Raw genomic sequence first — 16,803 nt, 5'->3', positions numbered from 1 at the left:
ATAGAAGAATCACCCTGCAGCTTTAGCATGGTGATTCTTTTTTCTCTTAACGGTTTCGAAACACTTCTAATGTTATTTTTCAACAGGTTGTTTATTGTTTCTTATTTTAAGCATCCGTAAAAAATTTTCATCCCTAACGGTTAAAACAGCATTGATTGATGTGTCCTTATATGGATAGATTCCCTCCCCAGTTTTAGCTCCAAGCTTATTTTGAGCAACAAGTTTAGTAATAAATTCTGGTGCACCTTGAAGATTATTTAGATTAGGGAATAAATTATCAAAAATTCGTTTCCACGTATCTAGTCCACCATAATCTACTGTTTCTATTGGCCCAATAAATGCCCATCTAAACCCAGGTCCATCCTTAATAATTTTATCCATATCCTCCACATCGACAATGCCATCTTCAATTAAAGCCAATGCTTCCCTTAATAAGGCTGCTTGTATCCTATTTGCGACAAATCCTTGTATCTCCTTCTTTAATAAAATAGGAGTTTTTCCGATACTTTTTAGCAACGCCATCGTTGTATCGATAACATATTTGGAAGTACTCTCATGTTTAATCACTTCCACTAAAGGTACTAACGGTGCAGGATTTAAAAAATGGGCAATAATAAACCGCTCAGGGTAGATGCTATGTTGAATTAATGTTGTGAGAGGAATAGTGGATGTATTGGATGCGATAATTACATCCTGTGCACAAATTGCCTCTAATGATTTATACAGATCCCATTTTAACTGTAAATCCTCGGGAATAGCTTCAATGACGAATGTTGAATCAACTAAACTCTCTTCCAAATTTGTTGTCAAATGAATATGCTTTAGTGTTTGGTCTTTATCTGATGAAGATATGAGTTCGTTTTTTACATACAAATCTAAATTATTGTTAATAGACGCAAGTGCATTTATTAATGTCTCCTTTTTTAAATCATATAAATGCACCGGAATCCCTGCAAGTGCGAACACTTGAGCAATGCCATGCCCCATTACACCTGCACCAATAACAGTTGCTTTTTCAATCATCATTAGTCATCCTTTTGAAATTGATTTGTATTTATTAAGGTATGGATATTACATTTTATATTTTTCAACTAGTCCATCCTCAACCACAATAGAACTTGGCATATCGATGTCAACAGCTTCCGCTCCAGCATTTAAAACTGCCGATGATTTACGCATGATTACTACAGTTAGCCAATATAAGAAACCAACAATCGCTGCGGTCCAAATGATATTTATCCATCCAACTGGGATACTTCTATTAATGAAAAATCCAACAATTGTCCAAAACATCGCTACCCAGTTGAAGCCACTCCAATACCAATAACGACTTCCTCGAATAAATAATGATGGAATATCAAGCTTACTCCGGGCCAACAGTACATAATGAGCAAGAAACACACCTCCCATTGGAGCAAAGATGTTTCCTAAGATCCCCATATAACCGATATATCCATTAACAAGTTGCGGCATTAATGAAAAAATAACGCCGATGACACTAACAATAATCGTGCCCCAGAATCGACCAAGCCGAGTAAAAATATTACTCAATGATAAACCGCCAGTATATAAGTTTTGAACATTAATCGTCCAATTATCCAACACGATATAAACAGATATGAGAAGCAAAAACCACATTGCACCATTGGATGCCCCTACAATTACATCAAATGGATTATCATTTTTACCTAATGCTGCAGCAACAGCATACCCCCCAACAAATGAGCAAATTAGCTGACCAAGTACTGCAGCAACAAATGTGCCAATCCACATGTCTACTCTTGTTTTGGAATAGCGGCAAAAATCAGCAGCATCAGTAAAGTTTGAGAACCAAGCAGCCGCCATGCTTGTTGCCCAAAGTAAAATTAAAGCCCATTTCATTCCCTCACCGCCCGCAAAACTGAAAACTGCAGAAGGGTGATATGAAGGTGTCGGATAGTTCATCAAGACGTAGATAATTGTAATGGAAAATAGTAATTTCAAAACAAGGGAGTAACGGGATAAAATCTTTAATGAGTTGTACCCAAAGGTTGCTATCAACACCTGTAATAATGCAAAGACTAAACTGACTAATGCCAAACTAACTGGCCTGTTCAATATAACTTCAAGAACAGCTGTTAATCCAAGGGCACCGGAAATCGTTTGAAAGGCAAACCAATAAACACTAGATATTGCACGTAAACCGGAAGCAAGCCACGAGCCTCGAATCCCAAATACACTACGCATACTGACAAGTCCAGGAACTCCGTAATCGACTCCGACAGTTGCTGCAACAAGGTAAACAGAAAAACCAATCGCGATACTAAGAAATCCAGCAAATACCGCTTGCCAAAACGACAGACCTGCAGCGATTAAGGCACCGCTAATTAAAATGGTACCCGGATTTACCACAAAATTTAAAACCATGGCAGAAATATCCCACCAGCGAACTGTTCGCAGTTCTTCCGGAACTGCCTCGATACCAAACTGTTCAACACCTTTTGGCTGCCGGTACTTCTTGGCTAAAGACTCTTCAATTTTAGAATGCTGATCCATTACATTCACCCCTATTGATATAAAAGGAAAATTATTAATATTCAGTTATTTTATTCAAAATAACTTTCTCCTTTTGAATACATTACATACCCATTAATTATTTCTGCAAAATTCCATCAATGTTCAGTTCAGGCTGATGATATTTATTTTCTGAAATAACTTTCCCATGACTAATCACAAAACGACATATTGGCTGATGACGAATTAAATCAAATGAGTTTTCTGCAGGTAATGTGACAAAGCTTGCTGGCTTGCCAACTTCTATTCCATATTGAGACTCAATCTGTAATGTCTTTGCACCTCGCAAAGTTACCATGTTGATTATTTCTTCCACTTCCTGTCTTCCTGTCATTTGTGCTAAATGGATAGCCATATGTGCTGCCTGCAACATACTGCCCGTTCCAAAAGGATAGAATGGAGTCATAATATCGTCATGTCCAATACTGACATTTATGCCAGCATGCCATAATTCCTTTATTCTTGTAATTCCTCGCCCTTTTGGCCATGAGTCATAACGTCCTTGCATGACGGAGCTAACAAGTGGGCATGATACTATATTCATTTCGGATTCCTTCAGCAAGCCAATCAGTCTTGCCATATAGGGATCTGGATAATAAGCCATGGCGTTCGCATGGCTTGCGGTCACCTTTTGCTTCAGACCCGTTTTCAATGCCAGCATGGCAACGACTTCCAAAAACCTTGAATGCCCATCGTCTGTTTCATCGCAGAACACATTCACCATTCGGTTATACTTTTCGGCAAGTGAAAAACAAATTTCCAGTGATTCAATTCCACTTTCCCTTGTATATTCATTATGGGGAATAGCTCCAACCGCATCAGCCCCTAAAACAAGAGCTTCTTCAATTCTTTTTTGATTATCTTGATTTGATTGGATGCCGTCTTGTGGAAAAGCAACAATTTGCAAATTTATATAGGGTGAAACTTGTTCTTTAATTTCTAGGAGAGCGCGTAAAGCTGTAAGATTAGAGTCAGAAATATCAACATGTGATCGGACATGTAATATTCCGTATGAAAGCTGGTTGCGTAATACCTCTATCGCTCTCGTTTTGACATCATCAATAGTTAAACTTTTTTTACGTTCTCCCCATATTTGAATCCCTTCAAATAATGTACCACTTTCATTCCACCTCGGAGTTCCAGCGGTTAATACTGTATCTAAATGAATGTGGGATTCTACAAATGGAGCTAATACAAGATCCCCAATTGCATCAATTTCCTTTTTCCCTTTTTCTAAAATATTTCCAATTTCTTTTATCTTTCCATCTTCAATGCCAATATCTTTTAGGCTATTATCTGAAGGGAATTTAAGATTTCTAACAATTAGATCATACATGGCGCCACACCCTTCTTTTTTTAAAAAGGCAAATTACGACAATACAGGCTTTAGTTTATTCGACCATGTAATGGATTCCGAAATACGACAAATAGGCTGCCCTCTCCTCCAAGTTTCACGCGATGTTGGAAGTTCTGATAAAATCATTTTCTTATCCGTAATGTCTAGAATAATAAAATCTGCCCAGTTCCCAGCTCCAATTCCATATCCTTGAAGCTTCATAAGCTCGGCCGGAACGGAAGTGATCATTTCAATCAGCTTCTCCATTTCTTCCTCCGTTGTTAACTGAGCTCCGTAGCTTGCTAAAAGGGCTATTTGCAGCAAGTCTGCTTTCCCATATGGATGAAACGGGTCTTGAATATTATCAGATGCTACTGCCACAGGGATATCCAATTCCAGCATTTGCTTAACTCGAGTTAATCCGCGGCGAATGAGCCCTTTATCTTCTCTTCCCATCAGAAACAGATTAGACGAGGGCAGAGTTACAATACCTATCTGAGCCTTTTTAACAAGTGACATTAGTTCATGTGCTTCCGATTCACTCATGGCCGATAAGGATGTACAATGCCCCGCAACAACTCTTCCCTGATAGTCAGTTTGAATGGTCCACTGACAGACATCCTCTAATGATTTAACTGTTGGATCATCCGACTCATCAATGTGAAGATCGATATTAACGTCTAATGATACAGCTAATTCAAAAATCTTTGCTAAGTTGAGCTGTGGATTTTCAGACAAATGCGGTGCTCCACCTAACAGATTTATCCCATTATTGACAGCCCAGCGAATATCCTTTTCCACCTCTTTCGTGATATCAAAAGGACACATTAAAACAGCTTCTAGCGTAATGTAATCAGAAAAATAAGATTGGACCTTTTGAAAGGCTTCAACAACCTGATGTAAATACGAGGATGTACTATAGTTGAGATGGGTACGAATAGCTGTCGTCCCATGCTGTATTGCTTTTAATATTGTTGCGGTCATTCGCTCTGTTATGGAGTTGACATCCATTTGATTTTGGGCATCTTCAAACCGCCAAATGGCTTCTGACAGTGTGCCAGAATGGTTTGGTATTGCAGGCCAAGTGAGTGCCTTATCTAAATGCATATGCACATCCACAAAACCTGGCAGCACTACCCTTCCTTCTACATCTACGATAAGAAGTTGAGGGCTTTTAGTAAGATGCTCATCTGCATCTGTTACGGAAGTAAATCTCCCATTTTCAATCGTTAAATCTTTAAGACCTGATGACCCTAGAATTCGTGCATTGTGTATGACTGTTCTTGCTTTCATATTATCCTCCAAAAAATTATTAATAAGGACAATCCCTTTTTATCATGCATCGAAACATTCTAGAAACTAGCCTTTTACTAAATCATTCACAACACCAATTTTTCCGGGGTTCAATAATCCGTGCGGATCATTTTCATTTTTCTTCTGCACAACTGAATCAATGTATGCCTCCCACCCGCCTTTTTCAAGTAAGTTTGTATGTGGATCATAAATCTTAACACCGATTGACTCACAGAATGAGATCATTTCATATAAATGTTCTTTCGTCTTGTATCGAACAAGAGGAATTTGTTGAGGGATAAGCTCTCCTTTACTTCTCATCCAATCAAAATGGTTATAAAATTCGTCCTTATACTTCTCTTTAATTAATTTTATTTGCTCAAGATACGAGTCTAGAGAAAAACTCCCTTGTAAATAGGTCATTTTTTCATTTGCATTTAGAGCCCACAAGGTTGTATGATTCCATGTGAAATCTGATAATCTGATTCCCTTTTGGTATTTAGAAGATGGGATTTCATAAGTAACTGTACCGTTATGTTCAGATACTAATGACTTCACAAGCTCAAACGACTTCTCTTCAACCTCTAATATGACGATATGTTTATCCGGTTCTATTACCTTTTGAAGAGGCTGGAAATAGGATGGGATTGGCCATTCACATGTTGAAATGGAACGTTTCTTAATTTGAGAATCCTTTGCAATCTTTTCCGAAAAAATTAAAGAGTTTTCTAGATCAGAAAAAGAGGCAATACACTGCGTCCATTCAACTCGCTTTGTCGTTCTAAACACAATTTCGGTTATGACTCCAGTTGTACCGTAGCTATGAATATAATTCATCATATCCTCGCCTTTAACGGTTAAAAAACGAGGAGTCTCCTCCATAGTTAGGACTCTTAACTCTAATACATTTCCATCCCATAAATTCCCCCACGTAATAGAACCGATTCCTCCAGATCCGCCACTTACAAAGCCACCTGCCGTAGCCTTTATGTAAGTAGTTGGATAAATACAAAATTCCTGATTTACTTCTCGTAACTCTTTTTCTACTAATCCTAATTTAATTCCTGGCTCAACCCGTACGGAGCCTTCTTCGATCTGAATAATCTTATTCATTCTTGTCGTATCAATAAGGATGCCGCCATTCATTGGAATAATTTGACCGTAATTTCCCGTTCCTGCTCCTCGAATGGTTACAGGAATTTTATTTTGTACAGCTAGAATTAAAACACTTTTAATCTCTTCTTCATTGCCTGGTTTTACGATGTAGTCTGCGATTTTATCATCCAACATATCGGTTAGAACTGGGGAATACCAATAAAAATCCTTCGATAATTGTTTACGTGATGGCAAATCTACAATCACATTTTCTTCCCCAAGAAGAGAACTTAACTTTTTATGAATACCATTCACTTTTATTCATCCTTTCGGTTAATGAGAGTTACAAGTCTAATAATGTTTTTCATGGGCTAGAAAAATAGAATTATCTCTTTATTTCAATAGATTCTTTATCCATTAAGCTATCAATCTCAAAATTCATCATTTCTAAAAGCATTTCTGCCAAATGTTTTCCGTGTTGTTCATAAATTCTTCTACCCTTTTCCGGTGAGGCTGTTTTTGCATTTCCTAAAATGCCTGAAGAAGATACATCGTCAATCGTCCACGCAAAATTGGATTTTTGGAAGCGAAGGAAATTTGACTTTTGCAATAATTCTGGATATTCAACAGGCAGCTCATCCTCTCTCACCCATTCTGGATAGGACGCCATAATCAAGGAAGTTTCATAATCCCCTCCATGAATACCTAATAATCTTTCTGTTTCGCTTAAGAGGTTTTCATCTAAAGTTAAACCTCCTACATTGATTCGAAAAACCATTAAGTTCGTTTCTAGCCGTACCTCTCTTGCGATCAGATTTAAGAGGTCATTGTTTCCTCCATGGGCATTAAACAATAATAAACGCCTAAAACCACTTTGTTTTAAACTTCTGCCTATATCCATAATCACCGACTGCAGAGTAGTCGAAGATAGAGAAAAGGTTCCTGCCCGACCAAGGTGCTCATTGCTTTTCCCGTAAGGAAGAGGAGGTAAAACCCAAATATTAGAATCAGAAGGAACATACTTAAATGATTCTTCTAATACTGTTTCCGCAAGTAAGGTATCAGTGAATACTGGAAGATGAGGACCGTGCTGTTCAACTGCCCCAATAGGCAGGATGACCAATGAATCTTTTTTAGGCAAATTTTCAATTTGTGTAGATGAAAGTCTGGGCAAAAATCGATCATCCCAGACTTTTCCGGAATACCTTCTAGTCAACTTGAGAGCCTCCCTTAATTTTTATTCTCTATATAAATTCTACAAACAATTAGAATTTCTTCTTTATTTTTTAGGAAGCATGCAAAGGTCCGTTTCGACGATAATTCTTTCTACATCTACTTGTTTAAGAGAATCATCAATTTGAGAGTAAGCCCATAATATGATTAACTCTTCAGATTCGCTGGCGTTGACAAATCGGTGAGGAATTTTAGCAGGAATAAAGGAAGTATCATAAGGCTCTAATGCGGTTCGAACTCCTTCTACATCACAAAAGGCATTTCCTTTTAAAATAGTTACAGACTCTTCCACATTATGGATATGACATGGCAACCCTTTACCTGGTTCAAACGTTGCCAATCCAACAATAATGGTTTTTGGGCCCATTTCTTTCATCATCATGTCGTGAAATTGTACGCCTTCATCCATTTCAAAAGGTTCTATTTCTTTATATTTTGTTATGACCGGCTGATATAATGTCTCGTTCAACATTTCCACTCCTTTTAATTTTGATAAATTTTATAAAAATATTTAGAGGAAAGCAGATAAATCTTAACTTTCCCCGTTAAATTTTGAATGATTACTATTTTTTGTTTTGATTATATTGAAGATAGACAACATGTGTCTGTAGATACTCTTCTAAACCATGCTTGCCATCTGCTCCACCAATTCCAGATTTTCTCCAGCCTGCATGGAAACCTTGAATAGCCTCAAAGTTCTCTCTATTGATATAGGTTTCACCGAACTTCAACTCATTACATGCACGCATGGCAACATCTATGTTTTGGGTGTAAATAGAAGATGTCAAACCATATTCACAGTCATTAGCCAAATCAATCGCTTCATCTAGGTCTTTAAAGGTTGCAATCGGTAATACTGGACCAAAAATCTCATCTTTCATAATTCTCATATTATTGTTTGTATTAATCAGGACAGTTGGTTCAAAGCAATAGCCAACTTCCCCTGTTCTCTTGCCACCTGTTAATAGCTTTGCTCCTGAAGCAATCGCTTCTTCCACATGCTTCTCAACAGCTTCTAGTGAACTCTTATTGATTAGTGGACCCATATCAATATCAAAATGAACAAGAGGATCGCCAAATTTTGTTTGTTTCATAGCCTCTCCAATTTTTTCATAGAACTCTTCTGCTATATCCTCATGAACATAAACTCGCTCACAACAGTTACATACCTGTCCAGAGTTAATAACACGGGAAGCAACAATGGATTTTACAGCCAGATCTAGATCTGCATCCGCCATGACGATTGCTGGTGCTTTCCCACCTAACTCTAGTGATACCTTTGTAATATTTTCTGCTGCTGCACGCATAACTTCAGCACCTGCATGATAGCTGCCTGTTAAGCTAACTAAACCAACTTTTGGATTGGATGCAAGATCTTTCCCGATCACACTTCCACTTCCGGTAACAAAGTTGATTACACCTTTTGGCAAGCCCGCCATTTCAACAATCTTGGCGAATTCAAGCGCATTGTTCGGGGATTCAGCACTAGGCTTAAGCACAATTGTATTTCCAGTGATCAAAGCAGGCGCTGCTTTACGTGCAATTAAGAAAAACGGAAAGTTCCAAGGAAGTATTCCCGCAACGACACCAATTGGCTGCTTAAATAATAAAATATTTTCGTTTGGACGATCACTCTGAATAATTTCTCCTTCATAACGTCTAGCCCATTCCGCTGAATAGTCAATATAATCTGCTGTAAAATTTACCTCAACCTCAGCTAAAGCTAGAGTTTTTCCCATTTCTTCAGAAATGACTCTTGCTATATGGCCGGCATTCTCACGGATTCCTTTTGAAATAGCTCTTAAATAATTTGCCCTCTCAATTGGAGGGAGTTTTGCCCACTCCTTCTGAGCACGTGCTGCCGCATCAACAGCACGCCTTGCATCAGCCACTGTTCCTTTTGGAACCTCTGAAATGATTTCTTCTGTTGCGGGATTAATGACAATTGAAGTTTCATTTGAACTGGATTCAATAAATTCCCCATCAATATACATTTGATACACCTTTACACTTTTAGTCGTAGACATATGCACCCTCCTTAGCATTATTATCTTAACATCAGACCATCTAACCTTAAGAGAATTATAAATAATCACTCTTTTTATGTCAATGTCTTTTTAAAATATTCTGAATATATTTAAAAAAGGATAACTCTACTTTTTATAAAGAGTCATCCTAATAAACTTATTGTTTTTTGTTATGATATTCTAATAATAAATTACTTACGATTGTTAGATGCTCTAACATCGCATTTCCAGCTTCTTCTTGATTGTTATCCTTTATTGCTTGAGCTATTTTCATATGATGGTTTATAGCTTTCTCCTGAATGGCTGAGGATTCGATTACTTTAAACATCCATTCCTTTGTTATATCACGTAAAATATTCATTACTTGCAGCATAAAAGAATTTCTTGCTATTTCAGCAATTGCCGTGTGGAATTCCAAGTCTGTCTTCAAAAATTCCTCATTATTGCTGGCGTTACTCATAGAATGAAGGATGTTATCTAACCTTTCATGATCAGTAGCGGTAGACTTTTCAGCAGCCATTTCTGCTAAATCTGTCTCAAATTTTACTCTTGCTTCAATGAGTTCAGTAATATTGTCAAAACTAATCTTAGACATAAGTGCGAGATGTTTAGTAAAGAACCCTCCAAATGACTCTGTAACAAATGTCCCTTCAGGAACTCTGACTTCAATCAATTCTAGAGCAGCAAGGGCACGTGTTGCCTCTCTAAGCGTACTTCTTCCTACACCAAATAACTCCATTAACTCTTTTTCGGATGGCAACTTTTCACCAGAAGAAATTGTCCCATTTATTATTAACTCCATCAATTGCTGGACAATATCTTGAGATAGTGTTGTTTTCTTCAATTGATTAATTTTTCCCTCTAGCATACAACCCCTCCATTAATCTGAACATCAGACATTAGAACCTTTTTACTATTATAATATTAATTCATATAGTTTTGTTAATTTTTTGCATTTTTAAGTGAAATAAATTTATATACAAAAAAGCACCCTATAGAATAGACATTTTTGTGCCTGTCCTCTAGGGTACTTTTCACTCTGGCTTTGGGACTGTTTTCAATACTCGCATCCGATATGCATTTTTCGCTGTCTCTCCGAGCTGTTCCATTAAATTATTGTTTGCAAATGCGCCTACAGCGGCCCCAATGCCCGGAACCAACTGAAGCATTTTGACAAAATCGATATAATCACGATACTCTTGCTGAAATTCTCTCCAGTCCATTTCCAAAACTTGAGACTTTCTCACATCCCATTCCTCAACAATCTGCCAGGTTTCTCTTCTCTTTTCACTGCTTGAAAAAGCCAGCTTGAACACATGAAGAATAAATAACCGTTCTTCATATTCATTTGTATCAAAACCGTAAATAGCTGCCGCTTCAAAGAGAAATTTCATTTTTATTGTTAAAAGCAGCGGGAAGTCAGCCAATCCGAGCAGAATTCCGCCTGCTCCAGTTCCAGCTCCCTCAACGATAGCTGTTTTTTTATAGGAGGAGAATTTTTCAGTAAGCTTTTTATCCATTTCCTCTAGCGAATGGCAAGCTGTTTGTTTTTTTCGCGTTGTTAAATTTGAACCGACAAGTGTTGCCTTTACCATATTCTTTATACTGTCAGTTAGAATTTGATGAGCCTTTTCTGGGATCAGACTATTCACTTTTGTTTGTGCTTTTTTTGACAGGCGATTTAACATCCCGGATTTTTTAAATAATTTATGTTTCCACTCTTCAATCTCTTTATATGCTTGCAACTCATACTCATTCATATGCTACCCATCCTTTTTTTTCTTACTAATAAATACGGTAACGGGAATGAATAGTTTCATTCATATTCATGATTTCAGTCTTTTCGTTATATATACATTTGTAAAAAAGTAGGCAAAGCCTAATCCAGCTATTAGAGTAATGAAGGCTACCATCCCCTCGCCTTTTAATAAAATCGCTATGGCTAAAAAAAGGGATTGTAAATATAAAACCATTGAGAGCAGCCGCTTAAAGGCTTTTTCTTTCAACTCCTCTTTGATTGGATAAAGCTTGATCCAAAGTTTATTTTGATGGTGGTTCCAAAGAGGAATTAACTGAAACCCTGTTAAATAAATAAAAAGCAGCGCAACGATTGTCTGACCTAGTCCAAAGGAAATAAAATAAAGAACACCAATACAAATAAGAGTTAATCGGATAAATAATCCAAAGTAATCACCTGCCCGCAGAAAGGTTCTTACATATAGATGGCTAAAAGTATCCTGTTGTCCAAAGGATATCCTGCTGAACACCCAATCAAGCCATTTACGCCTTTTCACACGGTCCCTTAACTTCGGAACATCGGTAAATAAATTGGCTAGCCGATAGAAGGAAGTCATTCTTCTCTCTTCCATCTCAATTAAATACTCCCATTTCAAGCCTTTATCCATTGTATTTCTGTGATAAAAGAATAGTAAACCCATTAATAACAACACCACAGGAATCAGAAAAATAATTCTGGCATTCGAAAAGAGAAAGAAAAGGAAAACAGCATTTATCGCATATCTTACAAGCGAGTCAATGACATGAACTTTTGTTTCAACAAAATACAGGACCTTCCAGCGGACAATGACATTCAACGCTTTTATTATGAGAATCACGAATAAAAAAGGCATAAACTTATTAAAGTCCCCGTCATTCACCCTTGCGTACATTGGTATAAAAACACCAAGTCCAAGAAAAATAAGGTATGCGTGTACAGCAAAGCTCACTATAATTGAGCGGAAAAAATAGCGTGAAAGCTTGCTTTCCAATGGCAGCAGAAATATTTTGTCTGCTTCAGATAGAATAGTACTGATTGGACTGTAGGTTAACAGTAATCCAATCACAACAGCCATTATGGCCGCCGCCGGAAATTGCTCAGGGACCGTTTTTAACCACTCCTGGTAAAAATATGCTGCTGTTCCAATTAAAAAAAGCAGTACAATTACTATATGACCATTAAATATATATCGGGAATAACGAGAAAGCTCCTTCATTCTTTGATTGAATCGCTCTCTCCACAACTTCTTCTCATCAAACATAATTTTCTTCCTTTGTCAGCTGAATATAAATATCATCTAATGTAGCATCCTGCATAGAAAATTGCTCCCTTAGTTCACTTAATGTTCCTTTTGCCCGGATCTTTCCCTCATGTAAAATGACAAAACGGTCACAATATCTTTCCGCAGTTGCCAGAATGTGAGTTGACATTAGAATCCCCGCGCCGTTTTCTTTCATTTTATTCATTAAATCAAGAAGGGATTGAATTCCAAGCGGATCAAGCCCGACAAATGGCTCATCCACAATATAAAGGTCCGGCTGAACTAAAAAGGCGCACATGATCATTACCTTTTGTTTCATCCCTTTTGAAAAATGAGCAGGAAACCACTTAAGCCTTTTTTCCATGCGGAATTCCTTTAAAAGCTTGTCCGCCCTTTCCTTATAATCCTCCATTTTTAGCCCATAGGCCATGGCTGTTATTTTCAAATGTTCTTCTAAAGTCAATTCATCGTATAATATGGGTGTTTCTGGCACAAAGGTAAATTGCTTCCGGTAGGCTTCCTTATCTTGATGAAACCTGTTTCCATTTATTGTGATTGTTCCGCTATGCGGCTCCATTAACCCTATGACATGCTTGATTGTTGTACTCTTTCCGGCACCATTTAAACCAATTAACCCAACGAGTTCTTTTTCATTTACCTCAAAAGATATTTCCTTTAATACGGGATTTTTTGTATATCCGCCCGTCACATTTTCAATTTGCAAAAGAGCCATGCTAAAACGTCCTTCCCTATTTACTACAACCATTGTAAAAAACACTCGAGCCAATTGTCCAATTTGCTTATCCATTTTATGAAAAAATCTTTCTGAAACATGTATATGAAAATCTACAGCGGGTATTCTAATCTATGAAGGGGAAACAAGCTATTTGATAACGTAAAGAATTATCAAATTTTGAAATGAGGTGTCTGTCGCAGACAATGAACATTTCAATATAAGCTAAGCTTCCAACGTTTTAAAAATAAGGGGATGGTTACATTGGGCAATGTTCTAATTAACCAAGAAGATCCAAGCGAATAACAACACAACACTTAAAAAATGAGGTGTTTGTTAAAGACAATATCCTGCTTTATACGTTTTAGTAAAAACTTATAAAGAATTGGGGATGGTCAGCTTGAACAATGATCGCATCTCTCTAGAAGTAAACACAATCATTCAAAAATAAATGAGGTGTTTATCAAAGGGAATGACCTGAATTAGAAACGTATTTATAGAAGCAATCCCCTTCACGAAGGCGGGATTCCCTAGCGGATCCTGCCTTTTATACGTTTATTAATTATGGTATTATAGGTAAAATATGAATGAACATGGGAGAAGGAGTGTTTTGTGTGAGCAATTGTATTTTCTGCAAAATTGTGAATGGAGAAATTCCCTCAGCAAAGGTGTTTGAAAATGAGCATGTATTAGCCTTTCTTGATATTAGCCAGGTGACAAAAGGACATACTTTAGTGATACCAAAAATACATAATGAAAATATTTTTGATATGAATGCTGAAACAGCGAGAACTCTTTTTGAAGCAGTTCCGCAAATTGCAAACGCAATTAAAGAAGATTGCGAGCCTTTAGGCATGAATATTTTGCAAAATAACGGCAAGGACGCTGGACAGGAAGTGTTCCATTTCCATATGCACCTAATCCCTCGTTATGGCAAAGGGGATGGCTTTGGCGCGGTATGGAAAACGCATAATTCTGAATATACTTCAGAGGATTTACAGAAAATAGCTAAAGGAATTAATAGCAGAATCGAGTCGAAATAATAGAGTATAATTATCAACGAACTTATAGGGCCTCTTCCAACATTTTGGAAGGCTCTATTTATTTTTTCAACTGTCACATTTTTATATTTTTTTCGGAAAGTTCCAATTCCTCCTGTACAAATGATTTATTTTTGTTACCATAGGATTATCTTTTTATCTTATTACAGCGTTAAGGCGAAGCTTATACTATTTTTGGAGGGGCTAATATGAAAAGAGCACTAAATTTTAATGCGGGACCAGCTGCTCTGCCGTTATCAGTATTACAAGAAGCTGAGAAGAATTGGCTTAATTATAACGGCAGCGGTATGGCTGTTATGGAATTAAGTCACAGAAGCAAAGAATATGAAGCGATTCATCAAAAAGCACAGGATTTACTACGAAGTATCCTATCGATCCCAGACAGCTATGAGGTTCTGTTCCTTCAAGGTGGAGCAAGTCTTCAATTTTCAATGGTTCCGATGAATCTGATTACAGAAGGAAAGGTAGGAAATTATGCTTTAACTGGTGTTTTTGCTGAAAAAGCATTACAGGAAGCCGAAAAAATTGGGCAAACCTATGTTGCTGCCTCAAGTGAGAAAGAAAATTATCGTTTTATTCCTAATGTTAATGATATTGAGCTTTCAAAGGAAGCAGCTTATCTTCATATTACAAGCAATAATACGATTTATGGCACTCAGTGGAATCAATTTCCATCCAATAAAGAGGTTCCTTTAATTACTGATATGTCCAGTGATATTTTAAGTAAAGGAATAAATATTGAAGATTTCGATCTTATATATGCTGGGGCACAGAAGAACATGGGACCATCCGGGGTTACCGTTGTGATTATGAATAAGAAGCTCCTATCCAATTCAAATCGTTCACTGCCAACTATGCTAAACTACAATACTTTTGCAAAAAACAATTCCCTCTACAACACGCCACCAACATTAGCAATCTATTTATTAAAGCTTGTTCTTGAGTGGGTCGAGCAAGAAGGCGGTTTGCCAGTCATCGAAAAGAGAAATGAAGAGAAGGCGAAAATTCTATACGATTGTATGGACGAAAGTGAAGGCTTCTATATTGGACACGCTGAGAAAGCAAGCAGATCCAAGATGAATGTTACCTTTAATCTAAAAGATGAGGAAACATCGAAAGGTTTCCTTCAGCAAGCTAAGGAAGCTGGCTTCATTGGCTTGAACGGACATCGTTCTGTTGGAGGCTGCCGTGCATCAATTTATAACGCGATTCCGGTTGAACAAGTTGAACAGCTTGCAAAGTTTATGAAAGCATTTAAAAATAATTATTAACTGAAAAATTACTCTTTAATATAAAGCAATGTATGTTATAATTAGTGCAAGTTTCTTGCTGCAGGCAACGAGTGCACTGCAGAAGGGATAAATATTAATAGCTTAGTATAGCAGAGGAGAAGATGAGAAATGAATACGAAAAATCTTGTAGCCCTAGCCCTCTTAGTTGGGATGGGAACAGTATTGCATGCAGTTGTTCCGGGATTCTTTTTTGGAATGAAGCCAGATATGATGTTAACGATGATGTTTATTGGAATTATTCTTTTTCCAAATAAAAAGAGTGTGTTGCTTCTTAGTATAGTAACAGGAATTATAGCTGGTTTAACAACTACATTCCCTGGTGGCCTAATTCCAAATATCATTGATAAACCGATTACTGCATTTGTATTCTTAGGATTATTCTTAGCTTTAAAGAAATTCCAAAAGTCCATTGTTAGTGCAGCCATTCTTACAGCGGTGTGTACGATTGTATCTGGGATTGTATTTTTATCGTCAGCTTTATTCATTGTCGGTCTGCCTGGACCATTCACTGCTTTATTCGCAGCAGTTGTTTTGCCAGCAGCTGCAGTTAATACGATCGTAATGGTTGTCCTTTATCCAGTGGCGCTTTCAATTGTGAAAAGAACAAAACTAAATGATTCAACAGTCGTTATTACACAAAATAATGGCGCAGATCGTAAGCTTATTGATTAATAACGTGAAACAAAAACCCGCTTCATTAAGCGGGTTTTTACTTTATTGCAAGCTATACATAAAAGCACCTATTAATAATAAAACAATCCCCCCGGCTCCTAAGGCAGCTGCTCTTTTTCTCAATATATATTTAGGCGGGTAAAAACCTGGCTTTCTCATTGCTAACATGAAATAAACGCCACCGGCGATCAGAACGGCCCCAATTGTAAAAAATCCTGTTGTTATCCCTGACATACGGACCCCCCTCCCCTCTTTCTTGCAACTTGCATGTAGTCTCTTTCTTTATCTTTATGCTTGAATCCTTGCTCGTATGTAAAAGGAAGAAAGGATTGATCCATACTAAGAAAAGCGGAAGCGCCTTCGGAACAATCAAAGAACAATTGTTCCTGCGATGAATATTCGCAGAAGCTTTCCTTTGTGTTCACCCCCGACAAGCACAAGACGAGCCTCCCGGAAAGGTGAGCTCTACC

Annotated in this window: 16 protein-coding genes; 3 read left to right on the top strand and 13 right to left on the bottom strand. The window is 37.4% G+C overall.

Going from position 1 to position 16,803, the window contains the following annotated elements:
• Nucleotides 1-72: 72 nt before the first annotated feature.
• The 12 genes from V7127_RS02115 to V7127_RS02060 all read right to left on the bottom strand — a co-directional run bounded on the left by V7127_RS02115 (nt 73) and on the right by V7127_RS02060 (nt 13,308).
• Nucleotides 73-1,026, bottom strand: a complete 954-nt coding sequence (locus V7127_RS02115) for a 3-hydroxyacyl-CoA dehydrogenase family protein (RefSeq protein WP_335483167.1) — start codon at nt 1,024-1,026, stop codon at nt 73-75.
• 45 nt (nt 1,027-1,071) lie between these two features.
• Nucleotides 1,072-2,535, bottom strand: coding sequence for a purine-cytosine permease family protein (locus V7127_RS02110; protein ID WP_335483165.1), 1,464 nt, complete (start codon nt 2,533-2,535; stop codon nt 1,072-1,074).
• A 97-nt stretch (nt 2,536-2,632) separates the two neighbouring features.
• Nucleotides 2,633-3,889 (bottom strand): cytosine deaminase, encoded by a 1,257-nt coding sequence (gene codA / locus V7127_RS02105; RefSeq protein WP_335483163.1) that lies wholly within the window; start codon nt 3,887-3,889, stop codon nt 2,633-2,635.
• Nucleotides 3,890-3,922: 33 nt separating this feature from the next.
• Nucleotides 3,923-5,182 (bottom strand): amidohydrolase family protein, encoded by a 1,260-nt coding sequence (locus V7127_RS02100; protein ID WP_335483161.1) that lies wholly within the window; start codon nt 5,180-5,182, stop codon nt 3,923-3,925.
• Nucleotides 5,183-5,248: 66 nt separating this feature from the next.
• Nucleotides 5,249-6,592 carry an FAD-binding oxidoreductase gene (locus tag V7127_RS02095; RefSeq protein ID WP_335483159.1) on the bottom strand — a complete coding sequence of 448 codons (1,344 nt, stop codon included), beginning with the start codon at nt 6,590-6,592 and terminating at the stop codon, nt 5,249-5,251.
• 70 nt (nt 6,593-6,662) lie between these two features.
• Entirely contained in the window at nt 6,663-7,493 is an 831-nt protein-coding gene (locus V7127_RS02090) for a creatininase family protein (protein WP_335483157.1), read from the bottom strand.
• A 63-nt stretch (nt 7,494-7,556) separates the two neighbouring features.
• Nucleotides 7,557-7,982 carry a cupin domain-containing protein gene (locus V7127_RS02085; RefSeq protein ID WP_335353352.1) on the bottom strand — a complete coding sequence of 142 codons (426 nt, stop codon included), beginning with the start codon at nt 7,980-7,982 and terminating at the stop codon, nt 7,557-7,559.
• 91 nt (nt 7,983-8,073) lie between these two features.
• A complete protein-coding gene (gene aldA / locus V7127_RS02080) occupies nt 8,074-9,537 on the bottom strand; it encodes an aldehyde dehydrogenase (RefSeq protein WP_335483155.1) in 1,464 nt (487 codons plus the stop codon).
• 157 nt (nt 9,538-9,694) lie between these two features.
• Nucleotides 9,695-10,405, bottom strand: coding sequence for a FadR/GntR family transcriptional regulator (locus V7127_RS02075; protein WP_335483153.1), 711 nt, complete (start codon nt 10,403-10,405; stop codon nt 9,695-9,697).
• 166 nt (nt 10,406-10,571) lie between these two features.
• Complete coding sequence (locus V7127_RS02070; protein ID WP_335353351.1) at nt 10,572-11,297, bottom strand: EcsC family protein; 726 nt, start codon at nt 11,295-11,297, stop codon at nt 10,572-10,574.
• A 66-nt stretch (nt 11,298-11,363) separates the two neighbouring features.
• Nucleotides 11,364-12,575 carry an ABC transporter permease gene (locus V7127_RS02065; protein WP_335483151.1) on the bottom strand — a complete coding sequence of 404 codons (1,212 nt, stop codon included), beginning with the start codon at nt 12,573-12,575 and terminating at the stop codon, nt 11,364-11,366.
• Entirely contained in the window at nt 12,568-13,308 is a 741-nt protein-coding gene (locus V7127_RS02060; RefSeq protein WP_335483417.1) for an ABC transporter ATP-binding protein, read from the bottom strand. The genes V7127_RS02065 and V7127_RS02060 overlap by 8 nt, the downstream gene beginning before the upstream one ends.
• A gap of 614 nt (nt 13,309-13,922) precedes the next feature.
• Here V7127_RS02060 and V7127_RS02055 point away from each other — a divergent pair.
• From V7127_RS02055 to V7127_RS02045, 3 genes are all read left to right on the top strand, one after another.
• Nucleotides 13,923-14,351 (top strand): HIT family protein, encoded by a 429-nt coding sequence (locus tag V7127_RS02055; protein WP_335483149.1) that lies wholly within the window; start codon nt 13,923-13,925, stop codon nt 14,349-14,351.
• Between the two features lie 206 nt (nt 14,352-14,557).
• Nucleotides 14,558-15,640: a 3-phosphoserine/phosphohydroxythreonine transaminase gene (serC, locus tag V7127_RS02050; protein ID WP_335483147.1), complete on the top strand. Its 1,083-nt coding sequence runs from the start codon at nt 14,558-14,560 to the stop codon at nt 15,638-15,640.
• Between the two features lie 129 nt (nt 15,641-15,769).
• A complete protein-coding gene (locus tag V7127_RS02045; protein WP_335344155.1) occupies nt 15,770-16,333 on the top strand; it encodes a tryptophan transporter in 564 nt (187 codons plus the stop codon).
• A 42-nt stretch (nt 16,334-16,375) separates the two neighbouring features.
• Here V7127_RS02045 and V7127_RS02040 read toward each other — a convergent pair whose 3' ends face one another.
• Nucleotides 16,376-16,567 (bottom strand): hypothetical protein, encoded by a 192-nt coding sequence (locus V7127_RS02040; protein ID WP_335353350.1) that lies wholly within the window; start codon nt 16,565-16,567, stop codon nt 16,376-16,378.
• Nucleotides 16,568-16,803 lie beyond the last annotated feature (236 nt).

The sequence above is a fragment of the Bacillus sp. JJ1773 genome, assembly GCF_036962035.1.
Lineage (GTDB): Bacteria > Bacillota > Bacilli > Bacillales > Cytobacillaceae > Cytobacillus.
This window is presented reverse-complemented; position numbering and strand designations above follow the sequence as displayed.

Coding starts and splice junctions, on each gene's coding strand:
- V7127_RS02115 (WP_335483167.1), bottom strand. CDS start 1,026: ATGATGATTGAAAAAGCAACTGTTATTGGTGCAGGTGTAATGGGGCAT.
- V7127_RS02110 (WP_335483165.1), bottom strand. CDS start 2,535: ATGGATCAGCATTCTAAAATTGAAGAGTCTTTAGCCAAGAAGTACCGG.
- codA (WP_335483163.1), bottom strand. CDS start 3,889: ATGTATGATCTAATTGTTAGAAATCTTAAATTCCCTTCAGATAATAGC.
- V7127_RS02100 (WP_335483161.1), bottom strand. CDS start 5,182: ATGAAAGCAAGAACAGTCATACACAATGCACGAATTCTAGGGTCATCA.
- V7127_RS02085 (WP_335353352.1), bottom strand. CDS start 7,982: ATGTTGAACGAGACATTATATCAGCCGGTCATAACAAAATATAAAGAA.
- aldA (WP_335483155.1), bottom strand. CDS start 9,537: ATGTCTACGACTAAAAGTGTAAAGGTGTATCAAATGTATATTGATGGG.
- V7127_RS02075 (WP_335483153.1), bottom strand. CDS start 10,405: ATGCTAGAGGGAAAAATTAATCAATTGAAGAAAACAACACTATCTCAA.
- V7127_RS02070 (WP_335353351.1), bottom strand. CDS start 11,297: ATGAATGAGTATGAGTTGCAAGCATATAAAGAGATTGAAGAGTGGAAA.
- V7127_RS02065 (WP_335483151.1), bottom strand. CDS start 12,575: ATGTTTGATGAGAAGAAGTTGTGGAGAGAGCGATTCAATCAAAGAATG.
- V7127_RS02060 (WP_335483417.1), bottom strand. CDS start 13,308: ATGGCTCTTTTGCAAATTGAAAATGTGACGGGCGGATATACAAAAAAT.
- serC (WP_335483147.1), top strand. CDS start 14,558: ATGAAAAGAGCACTAAATTTTAATGCGGGACCAGCTGCTCTGCCGTTA.
- V7127_RS02045 (WP_335344155.1), top strand. CDS start 15,770: ATGAATACGAAAAATCTTGTAGCCCTAGCCCTCTTAGTTGGGATGGGA.
- V7127_RS02040 (WP_335353350.1), bottom strand. CDS start 16,567: ATGTCAGGGATAACAACAGGATTTTTTACAATTGGGGCCGTTCTGATC.